This window comes from Microbacterium immunditiarum (genome assembly GCF_013409785.1).
GTDB lineage: Bacteria > Actinomycetota > Actinomycetes > Actinomycetales > Microbacteriaceae > Microbacterium > Microbacterium immunditiarum.
Genome location: NZ_JACCBV010000001.1, coordinates 2090148 through 2104202 on the forward strand (window position 1 = coordinate 2090148; position 14055 = coordinate 2104202).

The 14055-nt window shown below is 71.6% G+C and carries 16 protein-coding genes; 8 read left to right on the forward strand and 8 right to left on the reverse strand.

All coding sequences use genetic code 11. The features are described 5' to 3' along the window. Positions 1-27 precede the first annotated feature (27 nt). The 3 genes from dapE (at position 28) to BJ991_RS09655 (ending at position 2591) form a co-directional block, all read left to right on the forward strand. Positions 28-1098: a succinyl-diaminopimelate desuccinylase gene (gene dapE / locus BJ991_RS09645; RefSeq protein WP_179489538.1), complete on the forward strand. Its 1071-nt coding sequence runs from the start codon at positions 28-30 to the stop codon at positions 1096-1098. Then, a complete protein-coding gene (locus BJ991_RS09650; RefSeq protein WP_425487524.1) occupies positions 1086-2321 on the forward strand; it encodes a hypothetical protein in 1236 nt (411 codons plus the stop codon). The genes dapE and BJ991_RS09650 overlap by 13 nt, the downstream gene beginning before the upstream one ends. A 96-nt stretch (positions 2322-2417) precedes the next feature. Then, a complete protein-coding gene (locus BJ991_RS09655; RefSeq protein WP_019179788.1) occupies positions 2418-2591 on the forward strand; it encodes a DUF3117 domain-containing protein in 174 nt (57 codons plus the stop codon). A gap of 70 nt (positions 2592-2661) precedes the next feature. On the opposite strand, the gene BJ991_RS09660 is transcribed toward BJ991_RS09655, so the two are convergent. Next, a complete protein-coding gene (locus tag BJ991_RS09660) occupies positions 2662-3297 on the reverse strand; it encodes an O-methyltransferase (RefSeq protein WP_179489539.1) in 636 nt (211 codons plus the stop codon). Between the two features lie 73 nt (positions 3298-3370). Here BJ991_RS09660 and BJ991_RS09665 point away from each other — a divergent pair, with 73 nt between their 5' ends. Further along, the gene (locus BJ991_RS09665; RefSeq protein WP_179489540.1) at positions 3371-3751 is read left to right on the forward strand and encodes a twin-arginine translocase TatA/TatE family subunit; all 381 of its coding nucleotides are present in this window, start codon (positions 3371-3373) and stop codon (positions 3749-3751) included. 9 nt (positions 3752-3760) lie between these two features. On the opposite strand, the gene BJ991_RS09670 is transcribed toward BJ991_RS09665, so the two are convergent. From BJ991_RS09670 to BJ991_RS09680, 3 genes are read right to left on the reverse strand one after another with little or no spacing between them, the layout of a single operon-like run. Next, positions 3761-4912, reverse strand: a complete 1152-nt coding sequence (locus BJ991_RS09670; protein ID WP_179489541.1) for a P-loop NTPase — start codon at positions 4910-4912, stop codon at positions 3761-3763. Next, positions 4909-5442, reverse strand: a complete 534-nt coding sequence (locus tag BJ991_RS09675) for a DUF1003 domain-containing protein (protein ID WP_179489542.1) — start codon at positions 5440-5442, stop codon at positions 4909-4911. Before BJ991_RS09675 ends, BJ991_RS09670 begins: the two co-directional genes overlap by 4 nt. Then, positions 5442-6737 (reverse strand): magnesium transporter MgtE N-terminal domain-containing protein, encoded by a 1296-nt coding sequence (locus BJ991_RS09680; RefSeq protein ID WP_179489543.1) that lies wholly within the window; start codon positions 6735-6737, stop codon positions 5442-5444. The genes BJ991_RS09675 and BJ991_RS09680 overlap by 1 nt, the downstream gene beginning before the upstream one ends. A gap of 40 nt (positions 6738-6777) precedes the next feature. Here BJ991_RS09680 and BJ991_RS09685 point away from each other — a divergent pair, with 40 nt between their 5' ends. From BJ991_RS09685 to BJ991_RS09695, 3 genes are read left to right on the forward strand one after another with little or no spacing between them, the layout of a single operon-like run. After that, the gene (locus tag BJ991_RS09685) at positions 6778-7485 is read left to right on the forward strand and encodes a YflT domain-containing protein (RefSeq protein WP_246301066.1); all 708 of its coding nucleotides are present in this window, start codon (positions 6778-6780) and stop codon (positions 7483-7485) included. Next, positions 7482-7655 (forward strand): hypothetical protein, encoded by a 174-nt coding sequence (locus BJ991_RS09690; protein ID WP_179489544.1) that lies wholly within the window; start codon positions 7482-7484, stop codon positions 7653-7655. The genes BJ991_RS09685 and BJ991_RS09690 overlap by 4 nt, the downstream gene beginning before the upstream one ends. Before the next feature lie 25 nt (positions 7656-7680). Beyond that, on the forward strand, positions 7681-8364 hold the full coding sequence (locus tag BJ991_RS09695; RefSeq protein ID WP_179489545.1) for an alpha/beta hydrolase family protein: 684 nt from the start codon (positions 7681-7683) through the stop codon (positions 8362-8364). A 76-nt stretch (positions 8365-8440) separates the two neighbouring features. Here BJ991_RS09695 and BJ991_RS09700 read toward each other — a convergent pair whose 3' ends face one another. From BJ991_RS09700 to BJ991_RS09715, 4 genes are read right to left on the reverse strand one after another with little or no spacing between them, the layout of a single operon-like run. Next, complete coding sequence (locus BJ991_RS09700; protein ID WP_179489547.1) at positions 8441-8683, reverse strand: PIN domain-containing protein; 243 nt, start codon at positions 8681-8683, stop codon at positions 8441-8443. A 34-nt stretch (positions 8684-8717) separates the two neighbouring features. Beyond that, entirely contained in the window at positions 8718-10520 is a 1803-nt protein-coding gene (locus BJ991_RS09705) for a gamma-glutamyltransferase (protein WP_179489549.1), read from the reverse strand. A 25-nt stretch (positions 10521-10545) separates the two neighbouring features. Continuing rightward, positions 10546-12018, reverse strand: a complete 1473-nt coding sequence (locus tag BJ991_RS09710; protein ID WP_179489551.1) for an aminopeptidase P family protein — start codon at positions 12016-12018, stop codon at positions 10546-10548. 43 nt (positions 12019-12061) lie between these two features. After that, complete coding sequence (locus tag BJ991_RS09715; RefSeq protein ID WP_179489553.1) at positions 12062-13081, reverse strand: endonuclease/exonuclease/phosphatase family protein; 1020 nt, start codon at positions 13079-13081, stop codon at positions 12062-12064. Between the two features lie 97 nt (positions 13082-13178). On the opposite strand from BJ991_RS09715, the gene BJ991_RS09720 reads away from it, so the two are divergent. Next, complete coding sequence (locus BJ991_RS09720) at positions 13179-14042, forward strand: PHP domain-containing protein (RefSeq protein ID WP_179489555.1); 864 nt, start codon at positions 13179-13181, stop codon at positions 14040-14042. Positions 14043-14055: the final 13 nt, after the last annotated feature.

A 14055-nucleotide genomic window follows, 5' to 3' on the forward strand; every position in this document is an offset into this window, starting at 1 on the left:
AGCAGGGCGGGTCGATAGACTCGACGGATGCCGGTGCTCGACCTCTCCGCGTCCTCCGTCGATCTCACCCGCACGATCTGCGACATCCCGAGCGTCTCCGGTGAGGAGAAGACCCTCGCTGACGCGATCGATCACGCCGTGCACCGGCTCGCGCATCTCGACGTGTATCGCGACGGAGACACGATCGTCGCGCGTACGAACCTCGGTCGTGCGCAGCGCGTCGTGATCGCGGGTCACATCGACACAGTGCCCGTCAACCACAACCTGCCCACCCGCGAGATCGGCGCCGATGGCGAGCGGATGCTGTGGGGAAGGGGCACCGTCGACATGAAGGCGGGCGTCGCGGTGCAGCTCAAGCTCGCGGCCGAGCTCGTCTCGCCCCGCGTCGACATCACGTGGATGTGGTACGACCACGAGGAGGTCGACGCCGACCTCAATGGCCTGACACGCCTGTCGCGCACGCGTCCCGACCTCTTCGCGGGCGACTTCGCGATCCTCGGCGAACCGAGCAACGGGCAGGTCGAGGGCGGATGCAACGGCAACCTGCGCGCGATCGTGCGCACGCACGGCGTCCGCGCGCACAGTGCCCGGGCGTGGATGGGCGAGAACGCGATCCACCGCGCCGCGCCGATCCTCGGCCGTCTCGCGGACTACGTGCCGCAGGAGGTCGCGGTCGACGGCCTGGCCTACCGCGAGGGTCTCAACGCCGTGCGCATCCGGGGCGGCATCGCGGGGAACGTGATCCCCGACCTGTGCGAGGTCGAGGTCAACTACCGCTTCGCCCCGAGCCGCACGCCCGACGAGGCCGTCGCCCACGTCCGTGGGGTCATGGACGGATTCGAGGTCGAGGTCGTCGACATCGCGCCGGGAGCCCGTCCCGGTCTCGACGCGCCGCTCGCGCAGGAGTTCGTCGCCGCCGTCGGCGCCGAGCCACGGCCCAAGTACGGCTGGACGGATGTCGCGCGCTTCTCGGCGCTCGGCGTGCCGGCCGTCAACTACGGTCCTGGCGACGCGAGCCTCGCCCACCACGACGAGGAGCGTGTGCCGCTCGCGCAGATCGAGGACGTCGAGCGCGGTCTGCGGGCGTGGCTGAGCTGAGCGCGCCGCGCGGCACCTGGGACGCGCTGCGTCGCGGGTGGGCGGCGTTGCCGGTCTCGGTGCGCGTGCTCATCGTGTACGTGCTGGCCCGCGTGGTGACGACGCTGTTCTTCGTGACGGCGGATGCGGCATCCGGCCCTTCTTCCCGTTTCGGGGTCAACCCCGGCCTCGCGGGTCTCGCGACCGGGTGGGACGGCCAGTGGTACTGGTACACCGCGGTCAACGGGTACCCGGCCGAGCTGCCGCTCACCGACGACGGGTTGGTCGCCGAGAATCAGTGGGCGTTCATGCCGGTCTACCCGTACCTGTCGAGCGCCGTCGGCCTCGCGTTCGGCTCGTGGCCCGCGGGGGCGGTCGCGGTGTCGCTCGCGGCCGGCTATCTCGCGTGCCTGGTGCTGTACCGGATGCTGCGCCTGCGCGGCGACGACGCGATGGCGATGTGGGCCGTGGTGTTCTTCGCGGCCGGGCCGCTCGCGGCGCTGTTCCAGGTCGCGTACGCCGAGTCGCTCTTCCTGCTGTTCCTCTTCCTGGCGCTGTGGCTCGTCATGCGACGGCGGTTCGGCTGGCTGTACCTGCTCGTGCCCGCGATGGGGTTCACGCGGCCTGGAGTGCTCGCGTTCTCGCTGTTCCTCGCGCTGTACGGCATCGCGCGGTGGTTCGCGCGCCGACGGGACCCGCTCCCGATCCGGGAGGTCGTGCACATCGTCGCGCTCGGCCTGATCGCCGCGTTCGTCGGGTTCTCGTGGCAGGTCATCGCCGGGATCGTCACGGGCGATCCGACAGCGTACCTCGCGACCGAGCTCGCGTGGCGCCGCAACTGGCTGCCCGGATGGAGCGGCGCCTTCGTGCCGTTCGACGGGTTCGTGCTCGGTGCGGACTTCTGGTTCAGCACGTGGGGCCTTCCGGGCTGGCTCGGCATCGTCGCGCTCGTCATCCTCGTGGCGGCGATCGCGGCTCTGCTGCTGTTCGAACCGCACGTGAAGCGGCTCGGGGTGGAGTTGCGCCTCTGGGCGGCGAGCTACGTCGTGTACCTGCTCGCGGTGTTCTTCCCGCAGTCGAGCATCTTCCGTCTGCTCGTGCCGCTGTCGCCGCTGTGGGGGGCGGTCGCGATGCCGAGATCGCCGTGGTGGCGGTTCGGCGTACTCGCCGTCGGCCTGCTCGGCCAATGGTGGTGGATCTTCAACATGTACGGGCTGGGGAATACGTTCTGGCAGATCCCCTGACGCGGAAAACGTTCTCCACAGGGCGCCCCGGCTTTTCCCCGCGTTGTCAGGGCACGATAAACTTGGGAGGCAGACCTACGACGAAAGGGAGCCACCATGGCAGCGATGAAGCCGAGAACCGGAGACGGGCCGATGGAGGCCGTTAAGGAGGGGCGCCTCATCATCGTCCGTGTTCCGCTCGAGGGCGGTGGGCGCCTCGTCGTCTCGGTGAACGACGCCGAGGCCAAGGAGCTCTATGACGTCCTGGGCGGTGTCGTCAACGCCGCCTGAGTCGCGACTTCGGAACGGCCGGTCCTGAGGGACCGGCCGTTCCGTCGTCTCCGCGGATGGGACGGGCTGTTCACTCCGCCGGGCGCGTGGTGAGCTGAAGCAGTCCCTCACCGACGATGGACAGAGCGCCGATGACGGCGGGCGAGGCCTGGGTCTCCTGGATGAGCGAGCGGTAGGCCGAGGTCACGGGATCGCGGCGCACCGGGTCCGCGACGGCGCCCCCCGCGAGCACACGGGGCACGAGCACGGTGCCGCCGGCGCGCACGAGCCTCAGCCCGTGCTCGACGTATTCGATGACCCCCTCGGGGTCGGCGTCGACGAGCACGATGTCGTACGACGCCTCGTTCATGCGCGGGAGCACCTCTGAGGCGCGCCCCGTGATGAAGCGGGCACGTGCGGGCGGGATCCTCGCGTCGGCGAACGCCTTGCGCGCGACGCCCAGGTGCTCGGGCTCGTTGTCGATCGTCGTCAGGGTCGCGCGCGGCGAGCCGTGGAGCAGCCACAGGCCCGAGACGCCCGCCCCCGTGCCGATCTCGACGATGTTCAGCGCCTGGGACGCCGCCGCGATGACGGCGCACTGCGCGCCGACCGCGGGGCTCACCGGCGCCGCGCCGAGCTCGAGCGCGTGCGCTCGTGCGCGCACGATGTGGTCGGGCTCGACGGTCGCCTCGTCGGCGAAGCGGTTGTTCGCGTGCTGATCGGCCATGGTCCTCCTCCTGCGACAGCCTACGGCCCGGAATCATGCCGCCCGCACAGGCACACGGCGGTAACCTGTGTGCATGTTCTTCGGCCTCACGATCGAGAAGCTTCTGCTGATCGGTGTGATCGCCGCATTCGTGGTCGGCCCCGAGCGGCTGCCGCGCTACGCGGAGGCGCTCGCACGCGCGACACGACGCGTGCGCGATTACCTTCAGAACGCGAAGACCCGCGTCAAGGACGAGATGGGCGAGGACTTCGACGACATCGACTGGCGCACTCTCGACCCGCGCCAGTACGACCCGAGGCGCATCATCCGCGAGGCGCTGCTCGACGACCCGCCCATCGCGACCGTCAAGGCCGCGGGCACGGCGGCAGCGGTCACGGCGCCGCTCACGCCGCCCGAGCCGCCCCGGCGCCTCACCGCGGGGGAGACCCCGCCGTTCGACGCCGAAGCGACGTAGAGCCCCGGATCAGGAGGGCCGGATCGGGAGCGACCGGCCCGCGAGGCCGCGCGGACCGCCGAGTCTCTCGGCGAGACGCGTGATCGCGACGGCGGCGGGGTCATCCGGGTGGGTGACGACGACCGGCGTTCCGGCGTCCCCGTCCGCGCGCAGCTCGGGGCTCAGCGGGATCGACGCGAGCACGGGCACCTCCTCGCCCTCGTGGGACAGCGCCGCGGCCACCTCGGCGCCGCCGCCCGACCCGAACAGGTCGACGGTCGTCCCGTCGGGGAGTGTGAGGCCGGCCATGTTCTCGACGACGCCGACGACGCGCTGACCGGTCTGGCGCGCGACGAGTCCGCTGCGGATGGCGACATCGGATGCCGCGGCCTGCGGCGTCGTGACGACGACGACGTCCGCGTGGGGCAGCAGCTGGCCGACCGAGATCGCGACGTCGCCGGTCCCGGGCGGCATGTCGAGGAGCAGCACGTCGAGGTCGCCGAAGTACACGTCGGTGAGGAACTGCTGCACGGTCCGGTGCAGCATCGGACCGCGCCACGCGACCGCGCCCAGCGGCTCGTCGGAGCGCCCGCGCCGCAGGAACATCCCGATCGAGATCGTCTTCACGCCGTGCGCGACGGGCGGGAGCATGAGGTCGTCGATGCGCGTGGGGTGGGGCGGCAGTCCGTCGGCGTCGACCAGGCCGAGCAGACCCGGGATCGAGAAGCCGTGCACGTCGGCGTCGACGAGGCCGACTGCGAGGCCGCGCGCCGCGAGCGCCACCGCGAGGTTCGCGGTCACGGTCGACTTGCCGACTCCGCCCTTGCCGCTCGTGACGGCGATCACCCGGGTGAGCGAGTCAGGGCCGAAGGGCATCTGGCGGGCGGGACGACCGGCGCGCAGCTTCTCGGTGAGCTCGGCTCGTTCGGCGGGTGTCATGACCCCGACCGCGACCTCCACCGCGTCGATCCCGGGCACCGAGGCGGCGGCCGCGCGCACGTCGCTCTCGATGCGGGTGGCGGCGGGGCATCCGACGATCGTCAAGACGATGCCGACTCTCGCCGTCCCGCCCTCGACCGAGATGTCGCGCACCATGCCGAGCTCGGAGATCGGCCGCCGCAGCTCGGGATCGCTCACGGCCCCCACCGCTGCGCGCACGCGGGCCGCGAGCTCGTCGGTCACGTCGATCGGCCGGCGTCACCGGCCTCGCCGCTCGGCTGGAGCTGCTCGAGCAGCGCCTTGAGCTCGGTGCGCAGCACGTCGCGCGTGATGACCTCGTCGCTGACCTCCGTGAGCGCCATGCGCAGCGCGACGATCTCGCGCGCGAGGTACTCGGTGTCGGCGAGGTTTCGCTCGGAGCGCTGGCGGTCCTGCTCGATCTGCACGCGGTCGCGGTCGTCCTGGCGGTTCTGCGCCAGCAGGATCAGGGGAGCGGCGTACGACGCCTGCAGCGACAGCACGAGAGTGAGCGCGGTGAACCCGAGCTCGGCCGAGTCGAAGCGCAGCTCCTCCGGCCCGATCGTGTTCCACAGGATCCACGCCGCGCAGAAGATCGTGAGCCCGAGGACGAACGCCGGGGTGCCCATGTTGCGCGCGATCCACTCGGTGAAGCGGCCGAAGCGGTCGCGTGAGGGCTGGGCGGGGCGCGGTCCCAGGACGCCGGAGCGCCCGAGCGGGGCATCCAGCGCCGCACGGCGGGTCGGACGGGCCATCAGCGCCTCCTCGGGATGCTCGCGGTGGTCGTGGGAACGGTCTCCTGCGGCTGTTCATCGTCGGCGTCATGGGATCGCCAGTCGTCGGGAAGGAGGTAGTCGAGCACGTCGTCGACGCTGACCGCGCCCACGAGGCGGTGAGCCTGGTCGACGACCGGCAGCGAAACGAGGTTGTAGCTGGCGAGGAGGCGTGCGACCTCGGTGGCCGACGCGGTCGCCGGCACCGGTTCGAGCGTGTCATCGATGATGGTGCCCAGGCGCTCGTGCGGGGGGTAGCGGAGCATCCGCTGGAAGTGGACCGTGCCCAGCAGGCGCCCTGTCGGCGTCTCGTACGGCGGAAGCGTCACGAACACGGCCGCCGCGAGCGCGGGGTGCAGCTCGTGCCGGCGGATGAGCGCGAGCGCCTCGGCGACGGTCGCGTCGGCCGACAGCACGATGGGCTCGCTCGTCATGAGACCGCCCGCCGTGTCGGGGCCGTACTTCAGGAGGGCGCGCACGTCCTCCGCCTCCTCGGGCTCCATGAGTTCGAGCAGCTCCTCCGACCGCTCCTCCGAGAGCTGCCCGAGCAGGTCGGCTGCGTCGTCGGGCTCCATCGCGTCGAGGATGTCGGCGGCGCGCTCGTCGCCGAGCGCCTCGAGGATGTGGACCTGCTCGTCTTCGGGCATCTCTTCGAGCGCGTCGGCGAGGCGGTCGTCGGGAAGCTCCTCGGCGACCTCGATGAGGCGCTCCTCGGGCAGGTCGAGCAGCGTGTTGGCGAGGTCGGCGGGCTTGAGGTCGGAATAGGTCGCGATGAGCTGCTCGGCGGACTGCGCCTCACCCGGAGTCTGGCGCTCGCGCACCTCGGACCAGTGCGCGAACGTCGTCGGGCCCTTCGCGAACGGCGACGCGCTCGTCTTGGGGCGGCGCAGGAAGAGCTGGCCGACGTCCCACTCTCCCGCGCGGTTGCGCTCGATCGCGACGTCCTCGATGACCCCGTGGCCGGATCCGTCCTTGAAGTAGACGCGGCGGCCGAGCAGCTCGGCCATGACGCGCACCTCGCCGCCGCGCTGCTGGAACCGGCGCACGTTGATGAGCCCCGTCGCGATGACCTGGCCCGTCGCGATCGAGGTCACGCGCCCGATGGACATGAACACGTGTCTGCGCCCGGGGATCTCGACCACGAGACCCACGACGCGCGGCGGATCGTCCTTGCGGTAGATCACGACGACGTCTCGCACCTTGCCGAGCCGGTCGCCGGCGGGGTCGAAGACCGAGCACCCGGACAGGCGCGCGACGAATACCCTCTGCGTGCTCACCCGTCCAGCGTAGTCCGGGGTCCGTGCAAGGATGAGGGACATGAGCATGATGGGCGGTCGCTTCCCGCAGGGCCCTGAAGACACGGGCCAGACCGTGGCGAGCTTTCCCACCTACGAGGCGGCGCAGAAGGCCGTCTCGACGCTCATCGCCGGCGAGATCCCCGCGCGCGAGATCTCGATCGTCGGCCACGACCTGCGCTCTGTCGAGCGCGTCACGGGTCGCCTCGGCTACGCCGCCGCCGCGCGCTCCGGCGCGATCAACGGCCTGCTGCTCGGCCTCCTCTTCGCAGCGATCTTCGTGCTCGGATCCCCGACCGTGCCCATCCAGGCGTTCGTCGGCGTGCTCTTCGTGGGCATCGCGATCGGCATGCTGCTGAGCCTCGTGACGTACTCCTTCGTCCGCCGTCGTCGTGACTACGCGTCGGTCATGCAGGTCGTCGCCGAGCACTACGAGGTCCACGTCGCCTCGTCGAGCGTCCACCGCGCGCGTCAGGTCCTCGGCACGACTGAGCCCGTGCCTCCGCAGGCCGCCCCGACGGCCGGCGAGCCGCCGCTGTACGGGCAGCGAGTCGCTCCTCCCGCAGAACCGCCGCGCTACGGCGAGCGGGTCGTCGAGAGCGGTGGGCCAGACACCGATGACGAATCGACGGATGCCGCATCCGCCGCGCCGGAAGAAGACGGTGCGGACGACGACCGGTCCGACCCGAGTGCATCCCCTGCGCCCGACGAGCGAGACGACCGCGCGTGAGTCCCGCGCCCGGTGACCCCGTCATCGAGGTCGCCGATCTTCGCCGCGAGTACCGGCTGCGCGGCCGCAAGGGCGTCGTGACGGCGCTCGACGGGAACACGAAGCTCAGCGCGCGCGAGAACCTCGAGTTCTGGGCGGCCCGCGACGGCACGATCGACATCGACACGTGACACGGCGTACGCGAGGATGGCAGCGATGACGCTCGTCGACTCTCCGATCCCGGTGGCGCTGCCCGCGGGGTCCGTCGCGGTGTCGTGCGACCTCGAGTTGCCCGAAGCAGACCCGTGGGCCGCGGTCGCGATCGCCCACGGCGCGGGCGCGGGGTACCGGCATCCGTTCCTCGTCGGCTTCGCGCGCGCCCTGCGCGATGAGGGCCTCGCGACGCTGCGGTTCAACTTCCCTTATGTCGAGGCGGGTCGACGGATGCCCGGACCCGCCGCTCATGCGATCGCGATGTGGTCCGCGGTCGAGGCCGCCGCGCGCGAGGCACTCGCCGGCGTGCCGTTCGTCGCGGCGGGCAAGTCGTACGGCGGCCGCATGGCGTCGATGGCCGCCGCGGAGGGGGCCATCTCACCGGCGGGGCTCGTGTACCTCGGGTATCCGCTGCATCCGCCGGGGCAGCCCGAGAAGGACCGCTCGGCGCACCTGCCGCGGATCGCCGCGCCGCAGCTGTTCGTCGAGGGCACGGTCGACCCGTTCGTCGTCCCGCACGAGGGGCTCGAAGCGGCGGTCGCGTCGTGTCAGGACGCGACCGTCGAGTGGATCGAGGGCGGCGGCCACTCGTTCGAGGTCAAGGGCCGCAAGCGGCCCGCCGAGGAGATCGGCGCGGGCCTCGCGCCGCTGGTCGCGAGGTTCGTGCGCGCTCGCATTCCTGTGTGACACCCGCGGCGGGCGCGGAATCCACGCCTGGTACTGAGTGGGTGGATGTCGGGCGCCGCCGGACGAGCCGCGTTCGTCACCGTGCGGGCGGAACCGACAGTCTCAGACGGGCGACGGTCTCGGCGGCGGATTCGGCGAGTCCGGCCTCTTGGAGACGTCCGTCGGTACTGACCAGCACGATCCCCAAACCGCGCGCGGCAGCTGCCCAGCTCGCGTCGTAGAACGAGAGACCGTGTGAGGACGCCAGCACCGCCGCCTCGCGCAGGCTTTCGGCGCTCAACGCGAGCGGTGTCCCGACGATCTCGCGCAGATCATCCATATCTAGGCGGGCCGGTCACGGTGTCGTCCCGCGCTCAGCGCCCCGCCGCGTACCCCTGCATGCCGCGCGGGTTCGCCGCCGCCCACAGCAGGCCGGTTGCGGCATCCGTCCCCACCGCCGACACGCGGCCGAGCGTCCAGTCGCCCGCGCGCGTGACGACGTGCCCGCGCCGCTCGAGGCCGTCGATCACGGCGTCGCCCAGGCGGTCCTCGACGACGGCGCCGGCCGGAGTCCACGTGCGCGGCCAGAACGACTCGGGCATCGCGGTCGTGTGCAGCGCGGGCGCGTCGATCGCCTCCTGCGCGCGGTAGCCGCCCACGAGCATGCGCAGCAGCGCGAGCAGCTGCCACTGGTCCTGCTGGTCGCCGCCAGGCGAGCCCATCGCGAACCACGGCGCGCCGCCCCGCAGCACGAGCGTCGGCGTGAGCGTCGTGCGGGGCCGCTTGCCGGGAAGCAGAGACGACGGATGCCCCCGCTCCAGCCACGTCATCTGCAGGCGCGTGCCCAGGCAGAAGCCGAGCGCCGGGATCGTCGGCGACGACTGCAGCCAGCCGCCCGATGGTGTCGCCGACACGATGTTGCCCCAGCGGTCGAGCACGTCGATGTGGCATGTGTCACCGCGCGTGCGGCCGCTCGTCGAGACGGTCGGCTCACCGGTGCCCGCCGCGGCGGCGAACGCGTCCTTCGTGCGCAGCGGCGGACGGAAGCCGTCGCGCCCGCCGGGGGTGCCTGGCCGGTGCTCGGCGGAGGCCTCGTCGCCGATGAGCTCTCGCCGCTCAGCGGCGTAGTCCTCCGACAGCAGGGTCTCGAGATCCACGTCGGCGTCCCCGTACCACGCGTCGCGGTCGGCGTACGCGAGCTTCTGCGCCTCGAGGATCGTGTGCGCGCCGACCTCCTGCGAGGGGTCGAGGCGGTCGGCGTCGAGCGGATCCAGCATCCGCAGCGTTTGAAGCAGCGCCGGTCCTTGCGTCCACGCGCCCGCCTTCGCGACCGTCGCCCCGCGGAACTCGGCCGTCACGGCGGGCTCGTACGACGCGTCGAACCCGGCGAAGTCGTCGGCCGAGATGACGGCCGCATGCTCGCCGCCTTCCGAGTGCCGGTGCGGGGTCGACAGGAACGCGGATGCCTCGTGTGCCACGAGCCCCGTCTTCCACTCGCGCCGCGCGGCGTCGATGCGGGCCGCGCGGCCGACGGGGCCGTCGTCGCGCACGGTGCACGACGCGTGGCACAGCCCGTCGAGGACGTCGGCATACGAAGGATTTCGGACGACCGAGCCCGGTGCGGGAGGCTCGCCATCCGGCATCCACAGCTCCGCCGAGGTCGGCCAGTGCTTCGCGAACAGCTCAGCCACCCGCGCGATCGTGGCGGCGGCCTGCGGCACGAGCGGCACGCCATCGCGCGCGTAGCGGATCGCATACGACAGCACATCGGCGACCTCCCACGTGCCGTGGTCGCGCAGCAGCAGGAGCCAGGCGTCGACGGCACCCGGGACGGCGGCCGCGAGCCCGCCCGCGCCGGGCACGAGGTCGAGGCCTTCGGAGCGGTAGTGGTCGATCGTCGCGCCTTCGGGCGCCGGCCCCTGGCCCATGAGCACGGTCGGCGTCGGGTCTTCCGCAGTCGCGAAGATTCCGACGAGGTCGCCCCCGGGGCCGTTGAGGTGCGGTTCGACGACGTGCAGCACGAAGGCGCCCGCGACCGCCGCGTCGAACGCGTTTCCCCCGCGTTCGAGCACCGACTGCGCGGTCGCCGTGGCGATCCAGTGGGTCGACGCGGCCATGCCGAACGTGCCCGATAGCGTCGGCCGCGTCGTGAACGACGGGGGAGCGGTGTAGGTCACGGGCGCGTCGTCTCGCTGCGCCCGTTCAACGACCGGTCGACAGTCGCGCGACCCATTCCTCGACCTCGTCGGCGGTGCGGGGGATCGCCGCGGACAGGTTCACGGGTCCGTCCTCTGTGATGAGGATGTCGTCCTCGATGCGCACGCCGATGCCGCGGTACTCCTCGGGGACCGTGAGATCGTCGATCTGGAAGTACAGGCCCGGCTCGATCGTGAACACCATGCCCGGCTCGAGCAGGCCGTCGTAGTACATCTCGCGCCGCGCCTGCGCGCAGTCGTGCACGTCGATGCCGAGATGATGGCTCGTGCCGTGCACCATGTACCGCCGGTGCTGGCCGCCCTTGTCGGCGTCGAGCGCCTCCTCGGCGGTCACGGGCAGCAGCCCCCACTCGGCGACGCGCCGCGCGATGACGCGCATCGCGGTCTCGTGCACCGTGCGGAAGGTCACTCCCGGACGGGCGGCGGCGAACGCGGCATCCGCCGCCTCGCGAACCGTCTCGTAGACCTTGCGCTGGACGTCGGTGAAGCGCCCGCTGACCGGAATGGTGCGCGTGATGTCGGCCGTGTACAGGCTGTCGACCTCGACGCCCGCGTCGATGAGGATGAGGTCTCCCGGCACGACGGTGCCGTCGTTGCGCGTCCAGTGCAGATAGCACGCGTGCGGGCCGGATGCCGCGATGGTGTCGTAGCCCTCCCAGTTGCCCTCGCTGCGTGCGCGCAGGTGGAACACGCCCTCGACGACGCGCTCGCCGCGCGGGTGCTCGACGATGCGCGGCAGGTTCTCGACGATGTCGTCGAACCCGCGCGCCGTCACGTCGACCGCGAGTCGCATCTGGTCCACCTCGTACTCGTCTTTGACGAGACGCAGCTCCGAGACGAAACGCGTGAGCTCGTCGTCGTGGTCGAGCACGAGGTCGGCGTCTCCTGCCACGAAGTCGTCGACGTGCGAGGTCGCGATGCCGAGATCGGATGCCACGCCCGCCAGCGCCGGGCGGGGGCCGATCCAGAACTCGCCGATCGAGGCATCCGAGTAGAACTCCGCCGTCGTGCGGTCGGCGCGCTCGCGGAAGTAGAGCGTGACGTCGTGACCGCCCTCGTCGCGCGGGTCGAACACGAGCACGGAGCCCGGTTCGGCGTCGGATCCCCAGCCGGTCAGGTGCGTGAATGCCGAGTGCGCGCGGAACGGGTAGTCGGTGTCGTTGCTGCGCTGCTTGAGGTCGCCCGCGGGAATGACGAGGCGCTTTCCGGGGAACGCTGCCGACACCGCGTCGCGCCGCTTGGCGGCATACGGCGCCTGCTCACGCTGCGGCGGGAGCGACTCGGGCCGGTCCGCCCAGCCGGTCGAGATCGTGTCGAGGAATCCGCGCCCGAAAGGCTGCCGCCGGTTGGTGGTGACCTTCTCCTCGGCCTGGGGTTCGGCCGTCGGCTCGGTGGTCGCGGAGTCGGCAGGGATCGTGTCGGTCCCTGAGCCCGTCGAAGGGTCGCCTGTCGTGCTCATTCGTCCAGTCTCGCACGGACCTCCGGCGAGCCGTGAGGACGGATCAGCCGGCCGGCTCCAGCTGCACGATGAGCGGCCGATGGTCGCTTCCAGAGTCGTCCATCGAGCCGAGCACGATCGAGCCGGTGGCGGTCCAGTCGTCGGTCGCCATGACGTGGTCGATCGGCGCGGACAGCAGGGGAGGCATCTTCGTCGTCCACGTGCCGACCGATCCGTTGCCGCTCGCGGCGGCGGCGTCGTGGCAGCGACCGAGTGTCCCGCCCCCGACGCCCAGGTCGGACATGTGGTCGACCGTCGCGTTGAAGTCGCCCGCGAGGATGACGTTCTCGACCGCGCACTGGTCGGCGAGCCACTGCAGATCGTCGCGCCAGTGCTGCATGTAGCTCGGTCGCGGCGCGACCGCGTGCGCCGCGACGACGATCGGGCCGTCGCCGGAGGTCGGCATAGCGACGGCGCTCGGCACGGTCGACGTGTTGCTCGTGCCGTTGCTCGAGGACTCGATGATCGCGTACTCGCCGAGCTCGGGCGAGATGAGCAGTGTGGTCGAGCCGGCGTCCCACTCCGTCGACGGGTTCTCGCTGTGGTGGGCCCACATGCGGTGGCCGAGGTCGCGCATGACGAGCGCGACCTCCTCGCCGGTCTCGATCGTCGTCTCGGGGAGCGCGACGATGTCGGCGTCCATCGCGACGGCGATGCGTGCGATGGTCTCCGGCGGCGTCGCGGCGCCGGCCGTGTTCCACGTCATCACGCGCACGCTCGTGGCGGTCTTCTCGGGGAGCGTCTCGGTGCCCGTGCCGCGCGAGGCGAGGATCGCGACGTTCGCGACGACGGCGACCACCGCGATGGCGGCGATCGCGAGGGCGAAACGACGGACGGGGCGCGCGAGCGCGAGGAGCAGGAACAGCGCCACGGCGACCACGAACCCCACGAGGATGACGCTGCGGAACGAGATCAGTTGGGCGACGGGATAGACGCGCTCGACCCGGAAGAAAGCGGGCCAGGTCAGGACCGCCGCGCCGATCGCGCACAGCACGGCGACGAGGATCCCGAGGAGGCGGAGCACTCGGCGACTCTATGCGAGCAGGCTGAGAAAACTCGAAACAGAGCATGCGTTCTTGCCGAGCGCGCGGCGTGACGGATGCCCCCGCTACGCTCGGAGGATGGCGGTGAACCGGCGCTTCGAGGGCCCCAGCGACCTTCACCTCCATTCGACCCGTTCCGACGGCACCGAGTCGCCCGCACTCGTGCTCGCCGCGGCGCACCGCCACGGGCTGCGCACCGCCGCGCTGACCGATCACGACACGACGGCGGGGTGGGCGGAGGCGGCCGAGGCGGCCGTGTCGCTCGGCATGACGTTCATCCCGGGGATAGAGCTGTCGGCGAAGCACCAGTACCGCAGCGTCCACGTGCTCGGGTACCTGTTCGACCCCGACGACGCCGCGCTCGTGGCGATGACGGACCGCATCCGCTCGTCACGGCTCGACCGCGCGCGCCTCATGGCCGAGCGCATCGCGCGAGACTACGACGTCGTGTGGGACGACATCGTGGCACAGACCACGGACGGCGCGACCGTCGGCCGCCCGCACATCGCCGACGCGCTCGTCGCCCGCGGGCTCGTGCGCGACCGCGCGGAGGCCTTCTCGAGCATCCTCAGCCCGCGTGGCGAGTACTACGTCGCCCTGTTCGCACCCGACCCGGTCACGGCGGTGCGACTGATCGCGGATGCCGGCGGCGTGCCGATCATCGCGCACCCCGCGGGCCGGGCGGGCGTGCTGCCCATGCCCGTCCTCGAAGACATGCTCGACGCGGGCCTCGGCGGGTTCGAGCTCGGGCACCGCGAGAACCTGGAGAGCGGCATCCGGACCCTTCGCCGCCTGTGCGAGGAGCGCGACCTCATCGTGACGGGCTCGAGCGACTACCACGGGCTCGGAAAGCCGAACCAGCCCGGCGAGAACTCGACGAGCGACGACATGGTCGAGCGGCTCATCGAGCGCGGACGCGGAAGCGCCCCCGTCTATCCGTGACGGGGGCGCCTCC

Excerpts from the sequence above, each read along its gene's own strand:
- BJ991_RS09695 (WP_179489545.1), top strand. The coding sequence starts at position 7,681 with ATGACGCTCGTCGACTCTCCGATCCCGGTGGCGCTGCCCGCGGGGTCC.
- BJ991_RS09700 (WP_179489547.1), bottom strand. The coding sequence starts at position 8,683 with ATGGATGATCTGCGCGAGATCGTCGGGACACCGCTCGCGTTGAGCGCC.
- BJ991_RS09685 (WP_246301066.1), top strand. The coding sequence starts at position 6,778 with ATGAGCATGATGGGCGGTCGCTTCCCGCAGGGCCCTGAAGACACGGGC.
- BJ991_RS09665 (WP_179489540.1), top strand. The coding sequence starts at position 3,371 with ATGTTCTTCGGCCTCACGATCGAGAAGCTTCTGCTGATCGGTGTGATC.
- BJ991_RS09710 (WP_179489551.1), bottom strand. The coding sequence starts at position 12,018 with ATGAGCACGACAGGCGACCCTTCGACGGGCTCAGGGACCGACACGATC.
- BJ991_RS09655 (WP_019179788.1), top strand. The coding sequence starts at position 2,418 with ATGGCAGCGATGAAGCCGAGAACCGGAGACGGGCCGATGGAGGCCGTT.
- BJ991_RS09675 (WP_179489542.1), bottom strand. The coding sequence starts at position 5,442 with ATGGCCCGTCCGACCCGCCGTGCGGCGCTGGATGCCCCGCTCGGGCGC.
- BJ991_RS09720 (WP_179489555.1), top strand. The coding sequence starts at position 13,179 with ATGGCGGTGAACCGGCGCTTCGAGGGCCCCAGCGACCTTCACCTCCAT.
- dapE (WP_179489538.1), top strand. The coding sequence starts at position 28 with ATGCCGGTGCTCGACCTCTCCGCGTCCTCCGTCGATCTCACCCGCACG.
- BJ991_RS09660 (WP_179489539.1), bottom strand. The coding sequence starts at position 3,297 with ATGGCCGATCAGCACGCGAACAACCGCTTCGCCGACGAGGCGACCGTC.